Origin of the sequence: Sphingomonas sp. Sphisp66 (assembly GCF_047324325.1) — a bacterium.
Classification (GTDB): Bacteria; Pseudomonadota; Alphaproteobacteria; order Sphingomonadales; family Sphingomonadaceae; genus Sphingomonas.
In genome coordinates this window covers 3,339,504-3,358,440 of sequence record NZ_CP168508.1, presented here as the reverse complement: position 1 = coordinate 3,358,440, position 18,937 = coordinate 3,339,504, and the positions used below count along the sequence as shown (strand labels likewise).

4 protein-coding genes are annotated in these 18,937 nt (G+C 66.0%); 3 read left to right on the top strand and 1 reads right to left on the bottom strand.

Going from position 1 to position 18,937, the window contains the following annotated elements:
* Positions 1 to 6: 6 nt before the first annotated feature.
* The gene (locus tag ACEN8G_RS15090) at positions 7 to 3,438 is read right to left on the bottom strand and encodes a response regulator (protein WP_413414246.1); all 3,432 of its coding nucleotides are present in this window, start codon (positions 3,436 to 3,438) and stop codon (positions 7 to 9) included.
* 356 nt (positions 3,439 to 3,794) lie between these two features.
* Between ACEN8G_RS15090 and ACEN8G_RS15085 the strand changes: the two genes are divergently transcribed.
* From ACEN8G_RS15085 to ACEN8G_RS15075, 3 genes are all read left to right on the top strand, one after another.
* Entirely contained in the window at positions 3,795 to 4,094 is a 300-nt protein-coding gene (locus ACEN8G_RS15085) for a hypothetical protein (RefSeq protein ID WP_413414245.1), read from the top strand.
* 934 nt (positions 4,095 to 5,028) lie between these two features.
* A complete protein-coding gene (locus ACEN8G_RS15080; protein ID WP_413414244.1) occupies positions 5,029 to 5,889 on the top strand; it encodes a helix-turn-helix transcriptional regulator in 861 nt (286 codons plus the stop codon).
* Positions 5,890 to 6,046: 157 nt separating this feature from the next.
* Positions 6,047 to 18,700 carry an autotransporter-associated beta strand repeat-containing protein gene (locus tag ACEN8G_RS15075; protein WP_413414243.1) on the top strand — a complete coding sequence of 4,218 codons (12,654 nt, stop codon included), beginning with the start codon at positions 6,047 to 6,049 and terminating at the stop codon, positions 18,698 to 18,700.
* Positions 18,701 to 18,937: the final 237 nt, after the last annotated feature.

Here is an 18,937-nt window from a genome sequence, read left to right as displayed (position 1 = left end):
TGATCCTCAGCGCGGCATCCAGACACGGACAAGCGAAAGCAATTTGTCGACGTCGAGCGGCTTCGCCATATAGTCGCTGGCGCCCGCCTCGATGCAGCGTTCCTGGTCATCGGGCATCGCCTTCGCGGTGAGCGTGATGATCGGCAGCTTCTTCCAGCGCGCGTCCTTGCGGATCTCCCGGGTCGCCGTCAGTCCATCCATCACCGGCATCATCACGTCCATCAGCACAAGGTCGATGGCGGAACTGCCGACACCGGCAGATTTCTCCAGCATCTCGATCGCTTCCTTGCCGTTGCGCGCGATTTCGATCGAAACGCCGTGCGGCTCGAGGATATTGGTCAACGAATAGACGTTGCGAACATCGTCTTCGACGATGAGGATCCGACGCCCTTCCAGGATCGCATCCCGGTTGCGGGCCGCCTGGATCATCTGCTGGTGCTCGGCCGGCAGGTCGGTGACCACCTGATGCAGGAAGAGCGAGACTTCGTCGAGCAGGCGTTCCGGCGACCGTGCGCCCTTGATGATGATCGAGTCCGAATAGCGCCGCAGTCGCTGCTCGTCGTCCGTCGAAAGATCATGGCCGGTATAGACGATCACCGGCGGGAAGCTGTGCGCCTCGTCCTGCTGCAATGTCTCCAGGAGCGCGAAGCCGGATGCGTCGGGAAGGCTGAGGTCGAGAACCATGCAGTCGAAGGTCTCGATCTTCAGCAACTCCAGGCTTTCGGCCACCGTACCGACACCGACGGTCTCGACATCCCCCGAAGCGAGCAACCTGGCAACCGCATCGCGCTGGACAGCATCGTCCTCTACGATCAGCACGCGCCGGGCGCTGATGGACAGCTTGGCGGCGAGCGTCTCCAGCACTCCGGCCAGGTCCTCGCGCTTGACCGGCTTCACCAGATAGCCGATCGCGCCGAGCGACAGGGCGGTCTGGCTGTGATCGGCTGCTGAGACGATGTGGACCGGGATGTGCCGCGTCTCCACGTCCCGCTTCAGCCGGTCCAGAACGGCCAGGCCGGACTGGTCGGGCAGGCCGACATCGAGGACCACCGCGCTGGGCTTGTACTGCCGCGCCAGCTCCAGCGCCTCCTCGGCGGTTCCCGCGACCAGGCACTGGAAACCCATTTCATGCGCGAGATCGCGTACGATCGCGGCGAAGCTGCCATCATCCTCGACGACCAGCAGGATACGTTCGGCCGTCCCGAGCGTGTCGCGGTCGTCTTCGACACGACGTGCCGCTGGGCGGGGCCTTTGAGCGGAGCCAGGGACGGGCAGGGGCTCGATGCGGGCAGGGGACCCTGGCTGGTCTTCGCGCTCGGCGACCAGGCTGGGATCGTAGCGCAGCGGGATGGTCAGACTGAACTGGCTGCCCTTGCCCGGTGTGCTCGTCAGCTGGATGGCGCCTCCAAGGAGGCGAGCGAGTTCGCGCGATATCGACAGGCCGAGGCCGGTTCCGCCATATCTGCGGCTGATGGTCCCATCGGCCTGGCGGAACGCTTCGAATATCTCGCGCTGCTGGTCTTCCGTGATACCGATCCCTGTGTCGGCCACGGCAAGCGTGATTTCCCCTGCGGCCGTGGATGCAATCTCCAGGGTGACGCTGCCCTGCTCGGTGAACTTGAAGGCATTGGAAAGCAGGTTCTTGAGGATCTGCTCGAGCCGCTGGCGATCGGTGTCGATCGTGGCTGGCCCATTTTCGGCCAGCCGGATCTCGAAGGCGAGCCCGCGCTCGTCGGCGATGGGCTCGAAGACCTGACGCATGTCCTTTGTCAGGCGCTCCAGCGCAATCGTCTCTGGCCGGATCTGCACATGGCCCGCCTCGATCTTGGACAGGTCGAGAATGTCGTTGATCAGTTGCAGCAGGTCGTTGCCCGAGGACTGGATCGTCGTCGCATATTTGACCTGCTCCTCGCTGAGATTGCCCTTGGGATTGTCGCCCAGCAGCTTGGAGAGGATCAGCAACGAGTTGAGCGGCGTGCGCAGCTCGTGCGACATGTTGGCGAGGAAATCCGACTTGTATCGGCTCGCCTGTTCGAGTTCGCGTGCCTTGAGTTCGACTGCCGCGTTGGAGCGGCTGAGATCGTCGCGCTGGGTCTCGAGTTGCTGTGCCTGTTCCTCGAGCTGGGCATTGGTCTGCTCCAGCTCGATCTGCTGCTGCTCGAGCCGCGCCTGCTGTTCCTTCAGCGCGTTGCCTTGTTCCTCCAGTTCCTCGTTCGAGACCCGCAGCTCTTCGGTCTGCACCTGCAGTTCGTCGGACTGGCGTTGGGTGCGCCCGAGCAGGTCACGAAGCTCCGAGCGCATCTGCGCCGATCTCAGCGCCACGCCGATCGCATCGGCGGCCTGTTCCAGGAACGTCATCACGTCGGGGCCGACCGGCTCGAGGAAGCCCAGTTCCACAACACCCAGTGCGGCGTCGTCGGCAAGCGCCGGCGCGATTACGAGATGCCGGGGCTTGTCCCGGCCGAGCGCCGAGCCGATCGTCAGATAGCCGTCCGGAATATCCGAGATCAGCATTGCTGCGCGTTCGTTGGCCACCTGGCCCAGCAACCCCTGCTTGGGAGCAAAATGCGCAGGGACGCTGTCCTCGTCGGTTACGCCGAGCATGGCGATCCTGCGATAATGGGTCCCATCCCCCGCGAAGATCGCGCCGCCGCGCGCGCCCAGGAACTTGGCAAGGAAGCCGAGGATATTCTCGCCTAGTTCCTCGGCCTGCTGGTCGCCGAGCATCGCCGCGGAGAGTCTACCCTGGCCCGCCTCGAGCCATTGCTGGTGGCTGCGCGCCCTGTTCGACCGCCGCTGCAGCTCGCCGATGACGAGCGCGAGCAGGATGCCGACAGCCGCTGCCAGAATACCGGTGAGGCGTGCCGTCTGATAGGCATCCGCCATCTCGATCAGCCGGGCTTGGCGCAGCCTTGCTTCCTCCTCCTGCATCAGGTCGAGTTGCGCACGCACCGCGTCCATTTCGATCTTGCCCCGATCATTGTTGACCAGGGCGAGCGCTCCAGCCGTATTTCCGCCTTGGCGCAGTTCGATCGTCTGTCGCAGCTCGGCCAGCTTGGCGGCGATGTGTCGCCTGAGCGGCTCGATCCGGGCCTGCTGGCTCGCATTGTCCTGGGTGAGCGCCGCGACGGCATCGACTTTGGAGCCGAGGCGAGCCACCGCCTCGCTGTAAGGCGCCAGATATTGGTCGCGCCCGGTCAGCAGGAAGCCACGCTGGCCGGTCTCGGCGTCCTGGATCGTTGAAAGAATTTCATCGAGGCCGATGATGACCTGGTGCGAGTGCCGGATGCGTGCATCGCTGTCGCGCAAGATCGTGACATTTCGATAGGCGATGGCGCCGCTGGCGAGGAAGAACAGGACCACGAGCAGAAGGCCGATGCCGACACCCAGGTTTAGGCCCGACCTGGGCGCCGGCACGTCACGCTCGAAGGACTGCATCGGATATCTGCTCCTGGAAAGTCGCGGCAGCTATCCGCGATTACTCCCGGGAGATCAAAGGCTTTCGGCGGGAGGTGCGCCGCCTCATTTGACGAATACAAGCCACCCGCTGGTGGTGCGGACGAAGGTGACCAGTCCACTTCTGTCAGCGCGCCGCGCGGCATATTGCCGCGAGTTGACGGCCATCGTGCCAGTTCGGCTTGTGGATCGCCTGCCGGTGCAGGAGCTACCGGTCGGACATGCTGAATTGTCCGCCACTGGAGCGTTAGCTGCCTGGCAGCTACCAACTCCGCTGGTTAAGCCCGGCTAAGCCGCTATGCTGGGCTGTGCTCGACCGACATCGATTTGTTCTGCGAATGCGCGGACAGGGTGCCACCTTCCAGGCCATCGCCGAGGTTCTCGGTGTGACAGCCGGTCGTGCAGGTGTGATCTACAAGCGCGCTCTCGAGGTGCAAGAGGAAGAGAAGCTCGGTTTGGAGCGTCAAGCGATCAGGATCGCCCGCCATTACCGAGGTGACTTGGGCGAGTTGGGGGCGATCGCCGAGCGGGACCCGGGCCGCGCGGTGATTGCCCTAATCCAGGAACCGAACTGCCTGCGGCGCCATTCCCTGCAGATTGTGGCTTGGCTCAATGCTGGGAACCGGGAACGCCCCTGACCTCTGATGAACAGGGGACGCGCGCCGGTCCAACAAAGGGAGAGGCCGGCGCGCGGTTGGGCGTTCCCCCGGCTGGTCCGAACCAAGATGACAAGCTGTGCATCAACAAAAGTCAGGGTTCATGGCCCGCCGCAGGCTCGACCAGAACCGAAGTCGCTGGACGAGAGCACCTATCGCCCCGAGCCGTCCCCTGCGGTAAGCGAATGCTCTCGTTCGCGCGCATCCAATCCGAAACAATCCGTGAAAATCCGCCGATTTCCGGCTACGATTTTGCAGTAAAGCCGCAGTGTTTTTGCAACCATCAATCAAGACAAGTGGTTGAAATCACTGGTGAACCGTAGAGGAGTCGAACTCCTGCGTTCGCGGTGAGAGGGCGCGCTCGGCGGCGCATGGTCCGCTGTCGAGGTCCTGGTGCGGCCCTCCGCGCTCGCCCGTGGCCTGCCGTTGACGATGCTGATGCGGAAAGGCAGTCGCTCCGACGTACAAGCTGGCGCATCGCCGAGCCAGGATGGCAAAGTCGCGTGCCGAACGGGACAAGGGCCTGCAGATCGTACTACCCCAACGCGGGTGGGCGGCCACTAGAGGACCCGAAAGCCATTCCGGCGATGCTGAGCCGCGCGTGGGTGGACAGCCCATAGCAATGCGGCAGTGGCGAATGCTCAAGGCAGAGGCGGCCCCGGCGATTTCATTGATGATCCAGTCTGCCGGAATGAGCACAGCACCTCAGGATCAAGTCGATGCTCGGAAACCTGCGGGACAAATATTGCCAGGCCTAGACAAGCGGACGCAACTGTCGGAAACATAATGCGAAATCCGGAACCCGAATGCTCTGGAGTCCGTCTTGGCGCCGCCCCCTGTCAAAATACTTCGCTACTCGACCGCCGACATTCCGTCGGCAGACCGCTTTGATGCCTGGCGGAGCGGTTGGGCAGGCATGGGCAACTTGTTCGAGACAGAGCCCCTCGAGGCGTTCCGGGTGTCCAGCGAATTCGTGCAACTGGGCGAGATCGGCTTTATGTACACCGACATTGCCTCGCAGCGCTGGAAGCGGGACAAGCGCCGCATTGATCAGGGGCCGGACACCATGGCCGTGGTCGTGAACCTCGACGGCAAGGCCGCCGGCATCGCCGGTAGAAGCGACTGGGTGCAGATGCCTGGCGCCACGGTGATTGTCGATCATAGCCAGACGTCTCTGCATGATTCCGCAGGAGGCCGAAGCATCGGCTTTTCCGTACCGCGGCACCTGGCGATCCAAGCCGGGCTGGATGTGGCCAAGCTGCACGGGATGGTCCTGAGCCCGGCCGAAAGCATGATGCTCGCCTCGCACATGCTCCAGGTGCGGGACGCCCTCCCACGCTTTTCGGAAGAAGACGCGCCGCGCGTCGGGCAGTCGATGCTGGACCTGCTGGTACTGGCACTCAAGGCGGCGGAGCGTAGCGACACGCGGGGCTTCCGCGAGGATCCGGCGACGTTGATGTTGCGTGCGCGACAGGAGATTCAGTCCAGTCTCGGGTCACCAGGGCTGACGGCGGCCAAGCTGTGCCGCAGCCTGGGCATTTCACGGAGCACGCTGCATCGCCTGTTTGACAAGAGCGGTGGCGTGCAAGCCTATATCCGCGACCTGCGGCTGGACGGCGCCCGCCAGGCGCTGCTCGATCCGGGGAACGCCGAACGCATCGGCGATGTCGCGGAGCGGTTGGGATTCACCGACGCCGGGCATCTGAGCCGCTTGTTCAAGGCGCGCTTCGGCGAAACGCCGCGCGATTGTCGCGCGCGGGCATCGCTAAATATCTGATTCCCAAAAGGGGATTCGTGCCGTGATGTGACACTGCTCCAATTTCGTGAGACGCTCGTCCAAGAGGAAGTGCCGTCTACCATGCTAGCTACAGCCCTGTTTCTGCAGCGTTCCCGCCGAGTCGGAGCGCTGTTCCAGACTTCCGGGGGCTTCCAGAATGATCGATCGTGGCAATGGCGCGCGCGCGCGGGGGGTGGTTTCGATGCGCGTGGGTCGCGAAGCGCTGCTTCGCAAGGCGCTGCTTGGCTCGACCGCCCTGGTGGGGGTCGCGATCGCTTCGCCTGCTGTGGCGCAGACCAGCGCGAATGGCGGCCATGTTACTTCGGCATCCGGTAGCACGGTCACCGGCAATGGCGCGAACCAGGGCGTTAAGGCCGTCTTCTCGAGTGCCGGCGGCGTCACGGTAGATGGCGCGACGGTCAGCAACACAACCGGCACCCCCAACGCCAATGCGCTGGATCTCGAGAACAGCGGCGGCACCGGCTTCGGCATCTCCTATGCGAACAACGCGAGCACGCTGACCACCACCCAGAATGGCGGCGCCGCCGCCTATATCTCGCAGACCGGCGCCAATCTCGGCATCGGCCACACGGTCTCCGGCAACGTCTTTACCGGCAGCTATGGCGAGCGGTACGTCTCCAGCGGCGCGATCTTTTACGAGCGCTCGGGCACCGGCGGCTCGGACACCTATATCGGCAACGGTACCCAGGTGACCGGCGTCGACCTGACCGCCGCCAACATCGGCGCCGATTTCGATTCGCCGACCATCTCGGGCTTCGCCACGGGCATCTCGCTGGCTTCGACCGGCGGCGCCAGCATGACCTCGCTCGGCGGCTCGATCACCACCCTGGCGAACGGTACCGGCATCAAGGGCAGCGCCTCCAGCGGCGGCGTCTCGATCGACGAAGCCTCGACGATCACCGCGACGACCGGGATCGACGCCCAGGCGGCGAACAATGTCACCATTGCCGCGCGCGGCACGATGAACAGCACCGCCCAGAGCGGCGGCACCGGCATCTACGCTCGAGGCGGCGGATCGGTGAACATCACCACGACCGGCATTATCGGGCTCGGCACCTATTTCGCCACCGGCATCGATGCCGTGGGTGGCACCAGCGGCACCAACAGCATCACGATCGGCGCACATCTGCGCGGCGACAGTGGCGTGGCTACCGGCGCCGGGGCATTCGTCACCACCGTCCAGTCGGGTGGCGAGATCAACGCGATGAGCAACTCCGGCTACGGCGTTAGCGACAGCGGGGGCGGCTCGATCGTCAACAACGGCAACATCTATTCCAATGGCGTCGGCGTCGCGCTTAGCGGCGGCGGCAGCCTGATCAACAATTCGTCGCTGACCGGTGCGGGCGGGACCGCAGTCTCGGTGTCGGGAACCGCGGCGGCGACGCTGAACCTAGCGCTCGGCTCGATCACGACGGGGAACGTAGTCGTGGCGGGTTCGGGCACGGCAACCACGACGATCGCCGGCACCCTGACCGGCAATTTTACCGGCTCTTCCGGTACGGGCGTGCAGAACGTCACGCTTGCCTCCACCGGTCAGATCACCGGCAACGTGACGTTGGGTAGCGCCAGCGATACGTTCAATTGGAACGGGGGCACGGTCGGTGGCACCGTCAATGGCGGCGGCGGGCTCAATTACTTCAACGCCCAGCTCGGCGCCGGCAACAGCGCCTCGCTCGCGGCGAACGCAACCACCAACTTCTACCAGCGCGATCTGATCAGCGGCACGCTGACGCTCACCGGCTCCAGCGGCAGCGGGGGCTATGGCTGGCAGGTCGAGAACGGCACGACGCTGAACTTCAATACCAGTGCGTTCAACGTCGCGGGCGGCTCCTATGCCGTCATGAGCTATGGCGGCGCGGTAAACGTGCTCGCAGGGGCGACCGTCAGCGGCCTCAACAATTTCGCCGCGACTTTCGGCTCGAACCCGGTCACGTTCAGCAACGCCGGCACGATCAGCGTCGACGGCAACGTCTTCCTGTCCAACGGCTCGCGCATGGACGTGACCAATACGGGGACGATGACCGCGGCAAGCTATGGCGGCGTTAGCTTCAACGGCGGCGGCACCCTGACCAACAGCGGCACGATCACCGGCGGCAGCTTCACGAGCTCGAACATCGGCACGGCGGTAAGCGCCACCGGTGCCGCAGTGACGATCAACAACAATGCCGGCGGCATCATCCAGTCGAGCACCGGCGGTCCCTATGCCGTTCTTCTAAGCAACGGCAGCACGCTGAACAACGCCGCCGGCGCGACGATCCGCCAGGTCGCGGGCGCGCGACAAGCCGGCGTCTTCAGCACCGGCGCAATCAGCGTGAACAACAGCGGTTCGATCTCGACCGCGGCGACCGGCGGATATGACGCGATCACTGCCAATGGCCGGCTGACGCTGGTCAATGACGGCACCATCATTGCTGCCACCGCCTCGGGCGTCGCATTCACCGGCGCGAGCAGCAGCTTAAACCTGAACGGCGGCACCGTCCAAGGCGGCAGCGACGTCAATTGGGGCTATGGCGTCCAAGCGGCGGGAGGATCTTCCGGCACGCTGACAGTTGCCAATGGCGCGACCAGCACCGGAGGCAGGGGCGGGCTTCTTGTGGCGGGCTCGGGTCTGGTTGTCACCAACGCCGGTACGATTCGCGGGACCGACGCCGCTAGCTTCGGCGTTCGCCAGAGCGCCGGCACGGTCAGCATCATCAACACCGGTTCGATCACCGGCTACACCAACGCCATCAGTGCCACCGGCGGCACGTTCAGCCTCAACAATAGTGGCATCGTAGGAACCGGTTCGGTGTCGGGTGGAGTCCTGACCCCCGCCGGCACCGGCAATGCGATTTCCATCGTAACCGGGACCGTGACCAACGGCGGCACGATCAACGGCGCAGCCGGCGGCGTGGTCGCGACCGGCGCGCTCACGCTGACCAACAGCGGCACGATCACCAGTCGCGGCACCGGCACCGGCAATTTCGACGGAGTCACGGTTCTCGGCGCGGCCAACATCCTCAATGCCGGCACGATCACCGGTGGCGTCTATGCAGGCATCTACAGCGGCGGTGGCGGCACGATCACCAACGCGGCCGCAGGCCATCTCGTCGGCGCGTCCAGCCCGGGCATGGTGCTCGATGCGGGCGGCACTTTCAACAATTACGGTTCGTCGACCAACGGTGCGAGCGCCGGCATCTCCGGTAACGGAAACAGCGCGGTTAACCTCTTCGCCGGATCCACCACCGGCAGCATCGCCCTTGGCAGCGGCAACGACACACTGTCGATCTACAACGGCCGTGGGACGAGCGGCGCCGCGATCGTCGATTTGCCGAGCGGAATCACCTTGCAGAATGCCGGAACGCTGGCGTCGGCGAGCTTTGGCTCAGTCAACCTCGGCGGCGGTACCAACGCGCTGGTCCTGCGCGGCAGCGGCGACGGGAGCGCCGCGAACGGCGTCGCCGGGTCGCTTGCGCTCGGCAATGTCCGCAACGCGGGCACGCTGAGCAAGGCCGATACCGGCACCTGGACGCTGACCGGAAATGCGAACCTGTCGGGGATCACCCAGATCAACGCCGGCACAGGCTTGGCCGCCGGCACGCTCGTGTTCAACAACACCAGCAATCTCTATGCCGACATCAACGTCAATGGCGCGATCATCCGCGCGACCAGCGCAAATGCGTTCGGATACGGCGTGATCTACGCGACGGACCCGACTATCCAGTTCGGCGCGACCGGCAGTTATTCCAACGATATCATCCTGCAGTCTACGAACCCGGCCAATGATCCGACCCGTATCCAGGTGGACAGCGGCGTCACCGCTACTCTAACCGGGACGATCTCGGAGGACGGCGGCAACGCCCAGCCGCTGGTGTTCGACGGGCTCGGCACTGCGATCCTGACCAATTACGGATATTATACCGGCCTGACGTCGATCAACGCCGGCACCGTGATCGAGTCCAACACTGCTGGCGCGCTCGGCAGCGGCGATGTTACCATCGCGAGCGGCGCGACGCTGCAGTTCGACAATCAGACGGGCGGTGGCCTCAGCATCAAATCGGGTACCTATACCGGCGCCGGTACGATCCGCTTCACCGGCAACGCCGGTGCAGTGACGATCCTCGGTAACGCGGGTAACGTGACGTTCTCGCTTGGCTCGGGCGGCCTGGTCGACGTGCAGGGCGGAATCGTCGCCGGAAGTGCTTCGGGTCAGGGCTTCTGGACGGGAAATCTCGCTGACCTGAACGTGGCGGCTGGGGCGACGTTTGACGGTGTCGAGGGCAATATCCGGGTCGATGCGCTGACCGGGGCGGGTACCGTCCGCAACGGCTATTTCGGAGAGGGCAGCCTGACGCTCGGCGTCGACAATGGCGGCGGCGTCTTCACCGGCCTCCTCGCGGACAGCACCAATGCCAACAGCCCGCTCATCCTGATCAAGACGGGCACCGGCACCCAGACGCTGGCCGGGACCAACACCTATACGGGCAGCACCACCATTTCGGGCGGGGCGCTCGCATTGAGCGGCAATGCCTCGATCGCAACCTCCTCGGGTGTCTCCGTGGCGAGCGGGGCGACCTTCAACATCTCCGGGCTTGCCGGTAATACCAGTGTCACGAGCCTGACCGGGTCGGGCAGTCTCGTGCTCGGCGCCAACACGCTGACGATGACGGCGGCCCGCGGCAATTTTGGCCTGGGCGTCTCGGGCACCGGCGGACTTGCCGTGTCGGGCGTGACCGCGCCGGTGACCTTCTCGGGCACGCTTACCAATGCCGGCGGCCTGACGCTGAGCGCTGACGCGACGATTTCGGGCAGCGTGTCGAACAGCCATGCACCCGGCGCAGTCGTGCTCTCCGCAGACGGCGTCCAGCTCTCCATTGTCGCTGGTGGCACGGTCACGTCGACCGCGACGAGCGGCGCCGACGTCGCGGCGGTCTATGCCAGCGCGGCAAACGCGACCGTCAACAATGCCGGCACGATCAACAGCGGCGGGTTCGAGGGGGGCGGCAACGGCAGCCACGGCATTTACGCAGCTGGCGCACTGGCCCTCACGAACAGCGGTAACATCTTCGGCGTTCCCGCCGGTTCGGCCGCGACCGTGCGTAACAATGGCGTATTCGCATTTGATGTGTCGACGGTCACCAACACGGGGACGATCACCGGTGGGTGGGACGGCCTGTTCCTCGCAAGCGGCGGTACCGTCAGCAACAGCGGCACCCTGTTGGGCAATCTGTACGCGGGCGTCGAGATCGGCGGCGACGCGACGATCACCAATAATATCGGCGGCTCGATCCGCGGCGTGGGCGGCTCGAGCGCGGGACTGCTGATCAACGGCGGCGACGGCGTCACCGTCAACAACAACGCGGGCGGCACGATCCACGGCGAAGGCGTGGCCGGAATCTACAACCGCGGCACCGGCGCGATGACGATCACCAATCGCGGCACGATCGAGGGCATCGGCACGATCGGGATCCGTTCGGAGAGCGGGGGATCGCTGACCGTCGACAACATCGGCACGATCACGTCCGGTGGCACCGCTATCTCTGCGGTGGGCCAGGCGACCATCACCAATTCCGGGACGGTCACCGGCGGACTTTCGCTCGGTGGCAGCAACGATGCGCTGATCATGAACGGCGGTTCGATCGCCGGTTCGGTCGCACTCGGCGACGGCAGCGACGCCATCTATTGGAACGGTGGCACGATCTCGGGAACGCTCGACGGTGGTACGGGCAATGACGGGCTTTATCTGAACCGCGGCACGGCGACGACCCTGTCGCTGGCGTCGGTGAGTGGCTTCGAGGTCCAGAATCTCGTCACGAGCAGCCTGACGCTGACCGGCACCCGGTCCGGTCAATATGGCTGGGGGCTCGGCAACGCCACCACGCTGAACATCGGCGCTACCGGTCAGGCAGCACATTGGAGCACGGTTCTGAGCGCCGCGACCTTCAACGGCGACGGTGCGAAGGTCAATGTCGCGGCGGGCAGCGACGTGACCAGCAATACATGGGTGATCACCGGTACCGGCGCCAACGCGCAGGTACGTAACGAGGGCACGATCTCCGTCGCCTCGATTTATGCGGCCGTTAACCTGTCGGGCTACGGCGCGCAGGTGACCAACCTCGGCACGATCTCGACCTCGAACACGACCGGAAACTATTCGGTCGTCTACCTGTCGGGGGCGAATTCGCGTGTGGTCAACAGCGGCACGATCACCGGCGCGACGAGCGGCGGGCTGTATAACGGCGCCGTGTATCTCTCGGGCACCAGTGGCTATGTCGAGAATCAGCAGAACGGAGTGATCAACGGCCAGCGCGGCATCGTGCTCGGCGGCTTCAACGGCACCGCGATCAACGCCGGCACGATCAATGCGACCGTGGATAACGGCATCACGCTGGGCAATGGTGGGTCTGCGACCAACAGCGGGACGATCAACGCGCTCGGTGCCGACGGTGCCTGGGGCGTGCTCGTCACCGGTGGCAACGGCACGGTGACCAACTCTGGCACGATCTCCGCCGGGAGCGGCGTCTGGCTCCAGGGCCTTGGCCTGACGTTCACCGTGAACAATAGCGGCACGATCAACGGCACCGAATATGGTGTCAATGTCGACAGCGGCACCGGGGCAGTCGTCAACACCAACCAGATCGCCGCGAACCAGCTTGTCGGCGTGCGCCTGGCGCAGGGCGGCAGCCTGACCAATTCGGGCACGATCACCGGCGGAAGCGACGCGACGCTCGGCTACGGCGTCGCGGTCGAGGGCGGGGATGCCAGCATCACCAACCAGTCTGGTGGCACGATCAACGGCGGGACTGCGGGAGCGATCTGGCTCGCGGGCACCGGTACGGTGGCGCTCAACCTGGATACCGGATCGACGGTTAACGGCACCATCCGCGCGACTGGCAGCGGCACGCGGAACGTCGATATCTCCGGCGCCGTCCATGGCGACTATGAGGCCTCGTCGGGAGCGGGCATCGATAACGTCATCTTCCGCTCGGGTGGCTCGATCTCCAACGTCCATCTCGGCGATGGCGATGACAGCTTCACCTATTTCGGCGGTGCGATCGGTGGTCTGGTCGATGGCGGCGCGGGCAACGACAAGCTGTTCGCCGATTTCGGCGCCGGTACGAGCTACAATGTCAGCCTGGCCACGTTTACCGGATTCGAGAGCATCGGCCTTGTCTCGGGCGACCTGACGCTCACCGGCCCGAGCAATGATCCGGGCCAGGCGATCTATGCCGGCATTGGCGGCGCGCCTGCCGGCACGATCACCTTCGACGGCACCAGCGACCTGACCGGCGACATCTATGTCAATGGCGGCTCGATCCGCGCGAACACCGCGGGCGCCTTCGGCACCGGCACGATCCACATGATCGACCCGACCGCGACCTTCGGGGCGACCGGCACCTATGCCAACAACATCAGCCTCGAGGTCGTCACGCCCTCCTCGGCCAACCCGTCGACGCTGAACGCAGATAGCAACCTGATCGCCACGCTGACCGGCGCGATCACCACCAGCGGCGCAGCGGGCGTCGATCCGAACCAGGACCTAGTGTTCGGTGGCCAGGGCACGATCGTGCTCACCAATACCGCCAACAACTGGACCGGCGCGACCACGATCAACTCGGGGGCGGCGCTCCAGGGCGCCAGCGACACGATCTCGGGCTCGGCGATCCTCAACAACGGTACGCTCGCCTACCAGCAGGCCTATAGCGGCACCGTCTCTCAGAACATCACCGGCAACGGCTACGTCAACGTGAGCGGTCTTGCAGCTGGCAACGTCCTCACCTTCGCCGGCACCAACAGCTTCAACGGCACGATTCAGATCGCCGACGCGTCGAATGTCGCGATCAGCGGCGCGACCAGCTCTGGCAACGTCGCGACCATCGACATGGGCTCGGGCGCAAGCCGCCTCGACGTGACGGCGACGGGCAGCCTGACCAGCAACGGCTATGCCGTGACCGGTTCGGGTGCGAACCAGAGCGTATTCAACCTCGGTTCGATCACCAGCAATGGCAGCTACGCGATCTCCATGACCGGCGCCAATGTGCTGGTCGACAACAGCGGCAGCATCACCGGCATCCGCGCCTTCTCCACCAATGCCACCGACGCCCAGCTGATCAACCGCGCGGGCGGCACGCTCACCGGCACCACCTATCAGGCGGTGTACATGAGCAACGGCGGCACGATCGACAATTCGGGCACGATCGAAGCGTTCACCGGCTATCCGGCCATCTATTCGGCCAGCGGCGCCACCACGATCACCAACAATGCCGGCGGTATGATCACCGGCAACGGAACGGTCATCGCGGTGTATGGCGCCGGCTCGAGCCTGACCAATGCGGGCAGCATCACCTCGACCGCGGACACCGCAGTCTATCTGGCGAGCGGCGGCACCGTCACCAACTCGGGCAGCATCACGGCGAACGGAAGCGGCATTGGCCTTTGGACCAGTGCCGGCGGCACCTTCACCAACCAGGCCGGCGGCACGATCACCGGCGGCAATGCCGGCATGATCCTCGACGGCGCCGACCTGATCACGGTCAACCTCGAGGCCGGCTCGACCACCGACAAGATCTTCTCGTTCGGCAACGGCGCCCGCGTGATCAACATCTTCGGCACGCTGAACGGCAACTATGCCGGCGGCGCGGGCGATGATGCGATCACGCTCGGCACCAGCGCGACCGTGAACGGCGCGATCGACGGCGGCGCAGGCAACAACACGCTGGAGCTGACCGGCACCGGCGCAGCAACGTTGGGCGCGGTGAGCAACATCGCCAGCACGACCAAGTCGGACACCGGCACCTGGACGCTGGCCGGCCCGACCGACATCGCGGCCTGGACGGTGACCGGCGGCACGCTCGCCACCAACGGCGGCGCGATTGCCGACACCGCTTCGGTGGCGCTGAACGGCGGCTCGCTGCAACTGAACGGCAACGAAGCGATCGGAATCCTGACCGGCAACGGCACCGGCACCGCCGACCTCGGGACCAGCGTTCTGGCGCTCACCAACGGCACCGGCAGATTCACCGGCACGCTGAGCGGCACCACGGGCAGCCTGCTGATCGATGGCGCGAACCTGAGCTTCGGCGGCGCGGCCAACTATGCTGGCCTGACCGAAGTGCGCAGCGGCTCGCTCGCCCTCACGCCGGGCGCGACGGTCAACAGCGCCTCGACCCTGCTCGTCGGCAGCGCCGGCACGCTCGACCTCGGCACGACCAGCGTCGGCATCGGCGCGGCGCGCCTCGATGGCACGCTGAACGGCACCGGCACGCTGACCGCGAACACCACCGCGCTGAACGGCGCCACGGTGAACGGCAACCTTACCGGCGGCCTGCTGACTCAGGTCTCGGGCACCTCGACCCTGGTCGGGACCGCCAACATGAACGTCCTGGTCGGCGGCGGCACGCTGCTGGCCGGTGGCAACGACCGCATCGCCGACACTGCCACGCTGCAGCTGGACAGCGGCGCGACGCTCGACCTGCAGGCGTTCAACGACACGGTCGGCACTGCGGTGCTGAACGGCACGCTGGCCGGCACCGGCACGCTCACCGCCGGCCAGTATCAGCTGACCGGCGCGACGGTGAACGCCAACCTGGGCGCAGGCACCGTCTTTAACCTGGGTGGCAACTCGACCCTGAACGGTACCGCCGGTGGCAACGTCGCGGTCAATGGCGGCACGCTGACGCTCGGTGCCGCGAACCGCCTGGCCGATACTGCCACGGTGGCAGTCGCCTCGGGCGCGACCCTCGACCTTAGGGCATATAGCGACACTATCGGCACCCTCGCGCTGAATGGCACGCTAGCCGGCGCCGGCACGCTCACCGCCGGCCAGTACCAGCTGACCGGCGCGACGGTGGATGCCAACCTCGGCGCGGGCACCGTGTTCAACCTGGGCGGCACGTCGTCGCTGAACGGCAATGCGGCGGGCGGCCTCGTCGTCCAGGCCGGCGCGCTGACCCTGAACGGCACCGCTGGCGGTGACGTCGCGGTCAATGGCGGGACGCTGGCGCTCGGCGCATCGAGCCGCTTGGCCGACGCTGCGAATGTCTCCGTCGCATCGGGCGCCACGCTCGATATCGGCCGCTTCAACGACACGGTCGGCATGCTCGGCCTGGCGGGCACGCTCGCCGGCACCGGCACGCTCACCGCCAGTCAGTATCAGCTGGCCGGCGCGACGGTGAACGCCAACCTCGGCGCAGGCACCGTGTTCAACCTGAGCGGTACCTCGACGCTGAACGGCACTGCCGCGGGCGACGTCTCGGTCGAGGGCGGCACGCTGGCGCTCGGTGCGGCGAACCGCTTGGCCGATCCCGCCACAGTGGCGGTCGCCTCGGGCGCGACGCTCAACATCGGCGCCTTCAATGACACGGTGGGCTTGCTCGGCCTGAACGGCACCCTCGCCGGTACCGGCACGCTGACCGCCAGCCAGTACCAGCTGACCGGCGCCGCGGTGAACGCCAATCTTGGCACCGGCACGGTGTTCAACCTGGGCGGCACTTCGATGCTCAACGGCACCGCCGCGGGCGATGTCTCGGTCCAGGCCGGCACCCTGACGCTTGGCGCCGCGAACCGCCTGGCCGACACCGCTACGGTTTCGGTGGCCACCGGCTCGACGCTGAACCTGGGTGCGAACAGCGATACCGTCGCGGCTCTCTCGCTAGGCGGCACGCTGGCCGGCACCGGCACGCTGACCGCCGGCCAGTATCAGCTCACCGCCGCAACGGTGAATGCGAATCTGGGCGCCGGCACGCTGGCCAACATGGGCGGCACTTCGGTGCTGAGCGGCACGGCGGCGGCGAACACCGTCACCGTCCAGGCCGGCACGCTGCGCCTCGGCGCCAGCGACCGCCTGGCAGACACGGCAGTGCTCGGCGTCGCTTCGGGTGCGACCTTCGACCTCGCCAACTACAACGAGACCGTGGCCAGCCTGGCCGGCACCGGCACGATCGCGCTGGGCACAGGCCGCCTGACCCTGGCGAGCAACGCCAGCACGGGCTTCGGCGGTGCGATCACCGGCGCGGGCACGATCGACAAGCAGGGTACCGGCACGCTGACGCTGGCCGGCACCTTCGCCAACACCGGCCGGATCGACGTCTCGGCGGGCGCCCTCGCCTTCTCGGGCTCCAGCCAGGGCGGCATCCGCGTCCAGGGCGGCACGCTGATCGGCGGCGGCACGCTTGCAGGCGCGCTGACGATCGACTCGGGCACCTTCTCGCCGGGCGGCCTCGCCACGGGTGCGCTGGGCGCGATCAACCCGATCGGTAACTGGACCGTGGGCAGCCTCGTCGCCACCGGCGGCAACCTGCTCTTCGACTTCGGCGGCACGAGCTTCAACTTCGCCTCGGACAGCATCAAGGTGAACGGCACCGCGACGCTCTCGGGCGGCACCGTGGCGGTCAACGCGCTGACCTCGACGGCGAGCGACTATCGCTTCAACCAGCTCTACACGATCGTCCAGGCGAATAGCCTGACCGGCACCTTCGCCAACGGCAGCACCTTCTCCACGGTGTCGAGCAACCCGAACCTGAAGTGGCGCCTGCGCTACGATCTGGTCGCCAACGCCGTGGTCCTCCAGGTCCAGAAGAACATGGAGTTCAACGACGGTGTCTCGGCAGGCGACATCAACACACTGGCGGTGGCCAATGCGCTGAGCAACTCGACCACGGGCAACGCCTCGGACGCGTGGGCAGCGACGCTCAACACGATCACCGCGCTCGACACCAACCAGCGCGTCGCTGCGTTCAAGAGCTTCTCGGGCGAGGCACTGGCCGACATCTCGACGGCGACGATCTCGGCGAACAACCTGTTCACCGATCTGCTGCGCCAGCGCGTCGGCGACGGCAGCGATGCGCTGGTCGGCGGCGGCTTCAGCAACTCGAGCCTGGCCGATGTCCGCACCACCACCACGGCGGGCAACAACTTCGCCAGCGCGCTGGCGGGCGCGACCCTGCCGGGCACCGGTTCGGGTGATGACACCAGCCGCAGCGGCATCTGGGGCCAGGTCTATGGCGGCTACCAGAAGCTGGCTGAAAACGGCCCGCATGCCGGTGTCGAGAACACCACGGCGGGCGTCGCCATGGGCATCGAGACGAAGCTGGACGGCTTCACCCTCGGCATCGCCGGCGGCGTGGCGCAGATCGACTCCGACATGAACAGCCGGGCCTCGACCGTGAGCGGCAACCAGTATCAGCTCGGCGGCTATGCCAGCTATGATGCCGGCAGCCTCTTCGTCGCGGCTTCGGGCAGCTGGTATTCGGGCGACTTCGACAGCAAGCGCACGCTGTTCCTCGGCGGCACCACCAGCCTGGCCACCGGTGACGTCAGCTCGAAGGGCTATTCGTTCGGCCTCACCGGCGGCTTCCGCACCGAACTCGGCAACGGCCTGCGCCTCGCCCTGATCGGCACCGCCAGCAAGGTTAACGACAAGCGCGACGGCTTCACCGAAAGCGCAGCGGGCGGCCTCGGCCTCCAGGTCGCCTCGGCGAGCCGTGACCTATTCACCGCCTCGGGCGAGCTTCGCCTCGGCACCACGGTCAAGACCGGCGCAGGCACGGCGATGCCCTGGATCAGCATGGGCGTCCGCTACAATTCGGGTGACCTCGATACCCTGGGCGCGATGCGCTTCTCGGGTGCACCGGCCGGCACGGGTGCCTTCGGTGTCTCGGGCACGCGGATCGCACCGGTGCTCGGCACGCTGGGCCTCGGCATCGACGCACGGGCCAGCAAGAATGTCCGCCTGGGCATCGCGCTGGAAGGTGCAGCCGGCGAGAACACCCGCGAGGGCCGCGCGTCGGTTCGGGTGAAGATCGGGTTCTAACGAACCCGTAGTGTGGCGCGGGTACGGAATCCCATTTGGACCCGCGCCGCATTGGTTCGAACTGGCAAGACGGACACCGTCGATGCCCCTGTTCTTGAGGGGAGCTTTTAACTGCCATGCGCTTGCCCAGGGCGGCCGAGGGCGTTTCAGCGGTTGTACATCTGGCGGCGTATTTCGTACCGCCGACACGGACCTGATCCGGAAAAGCAACCCCGAGGAAACGCAAAGCCCGATTGC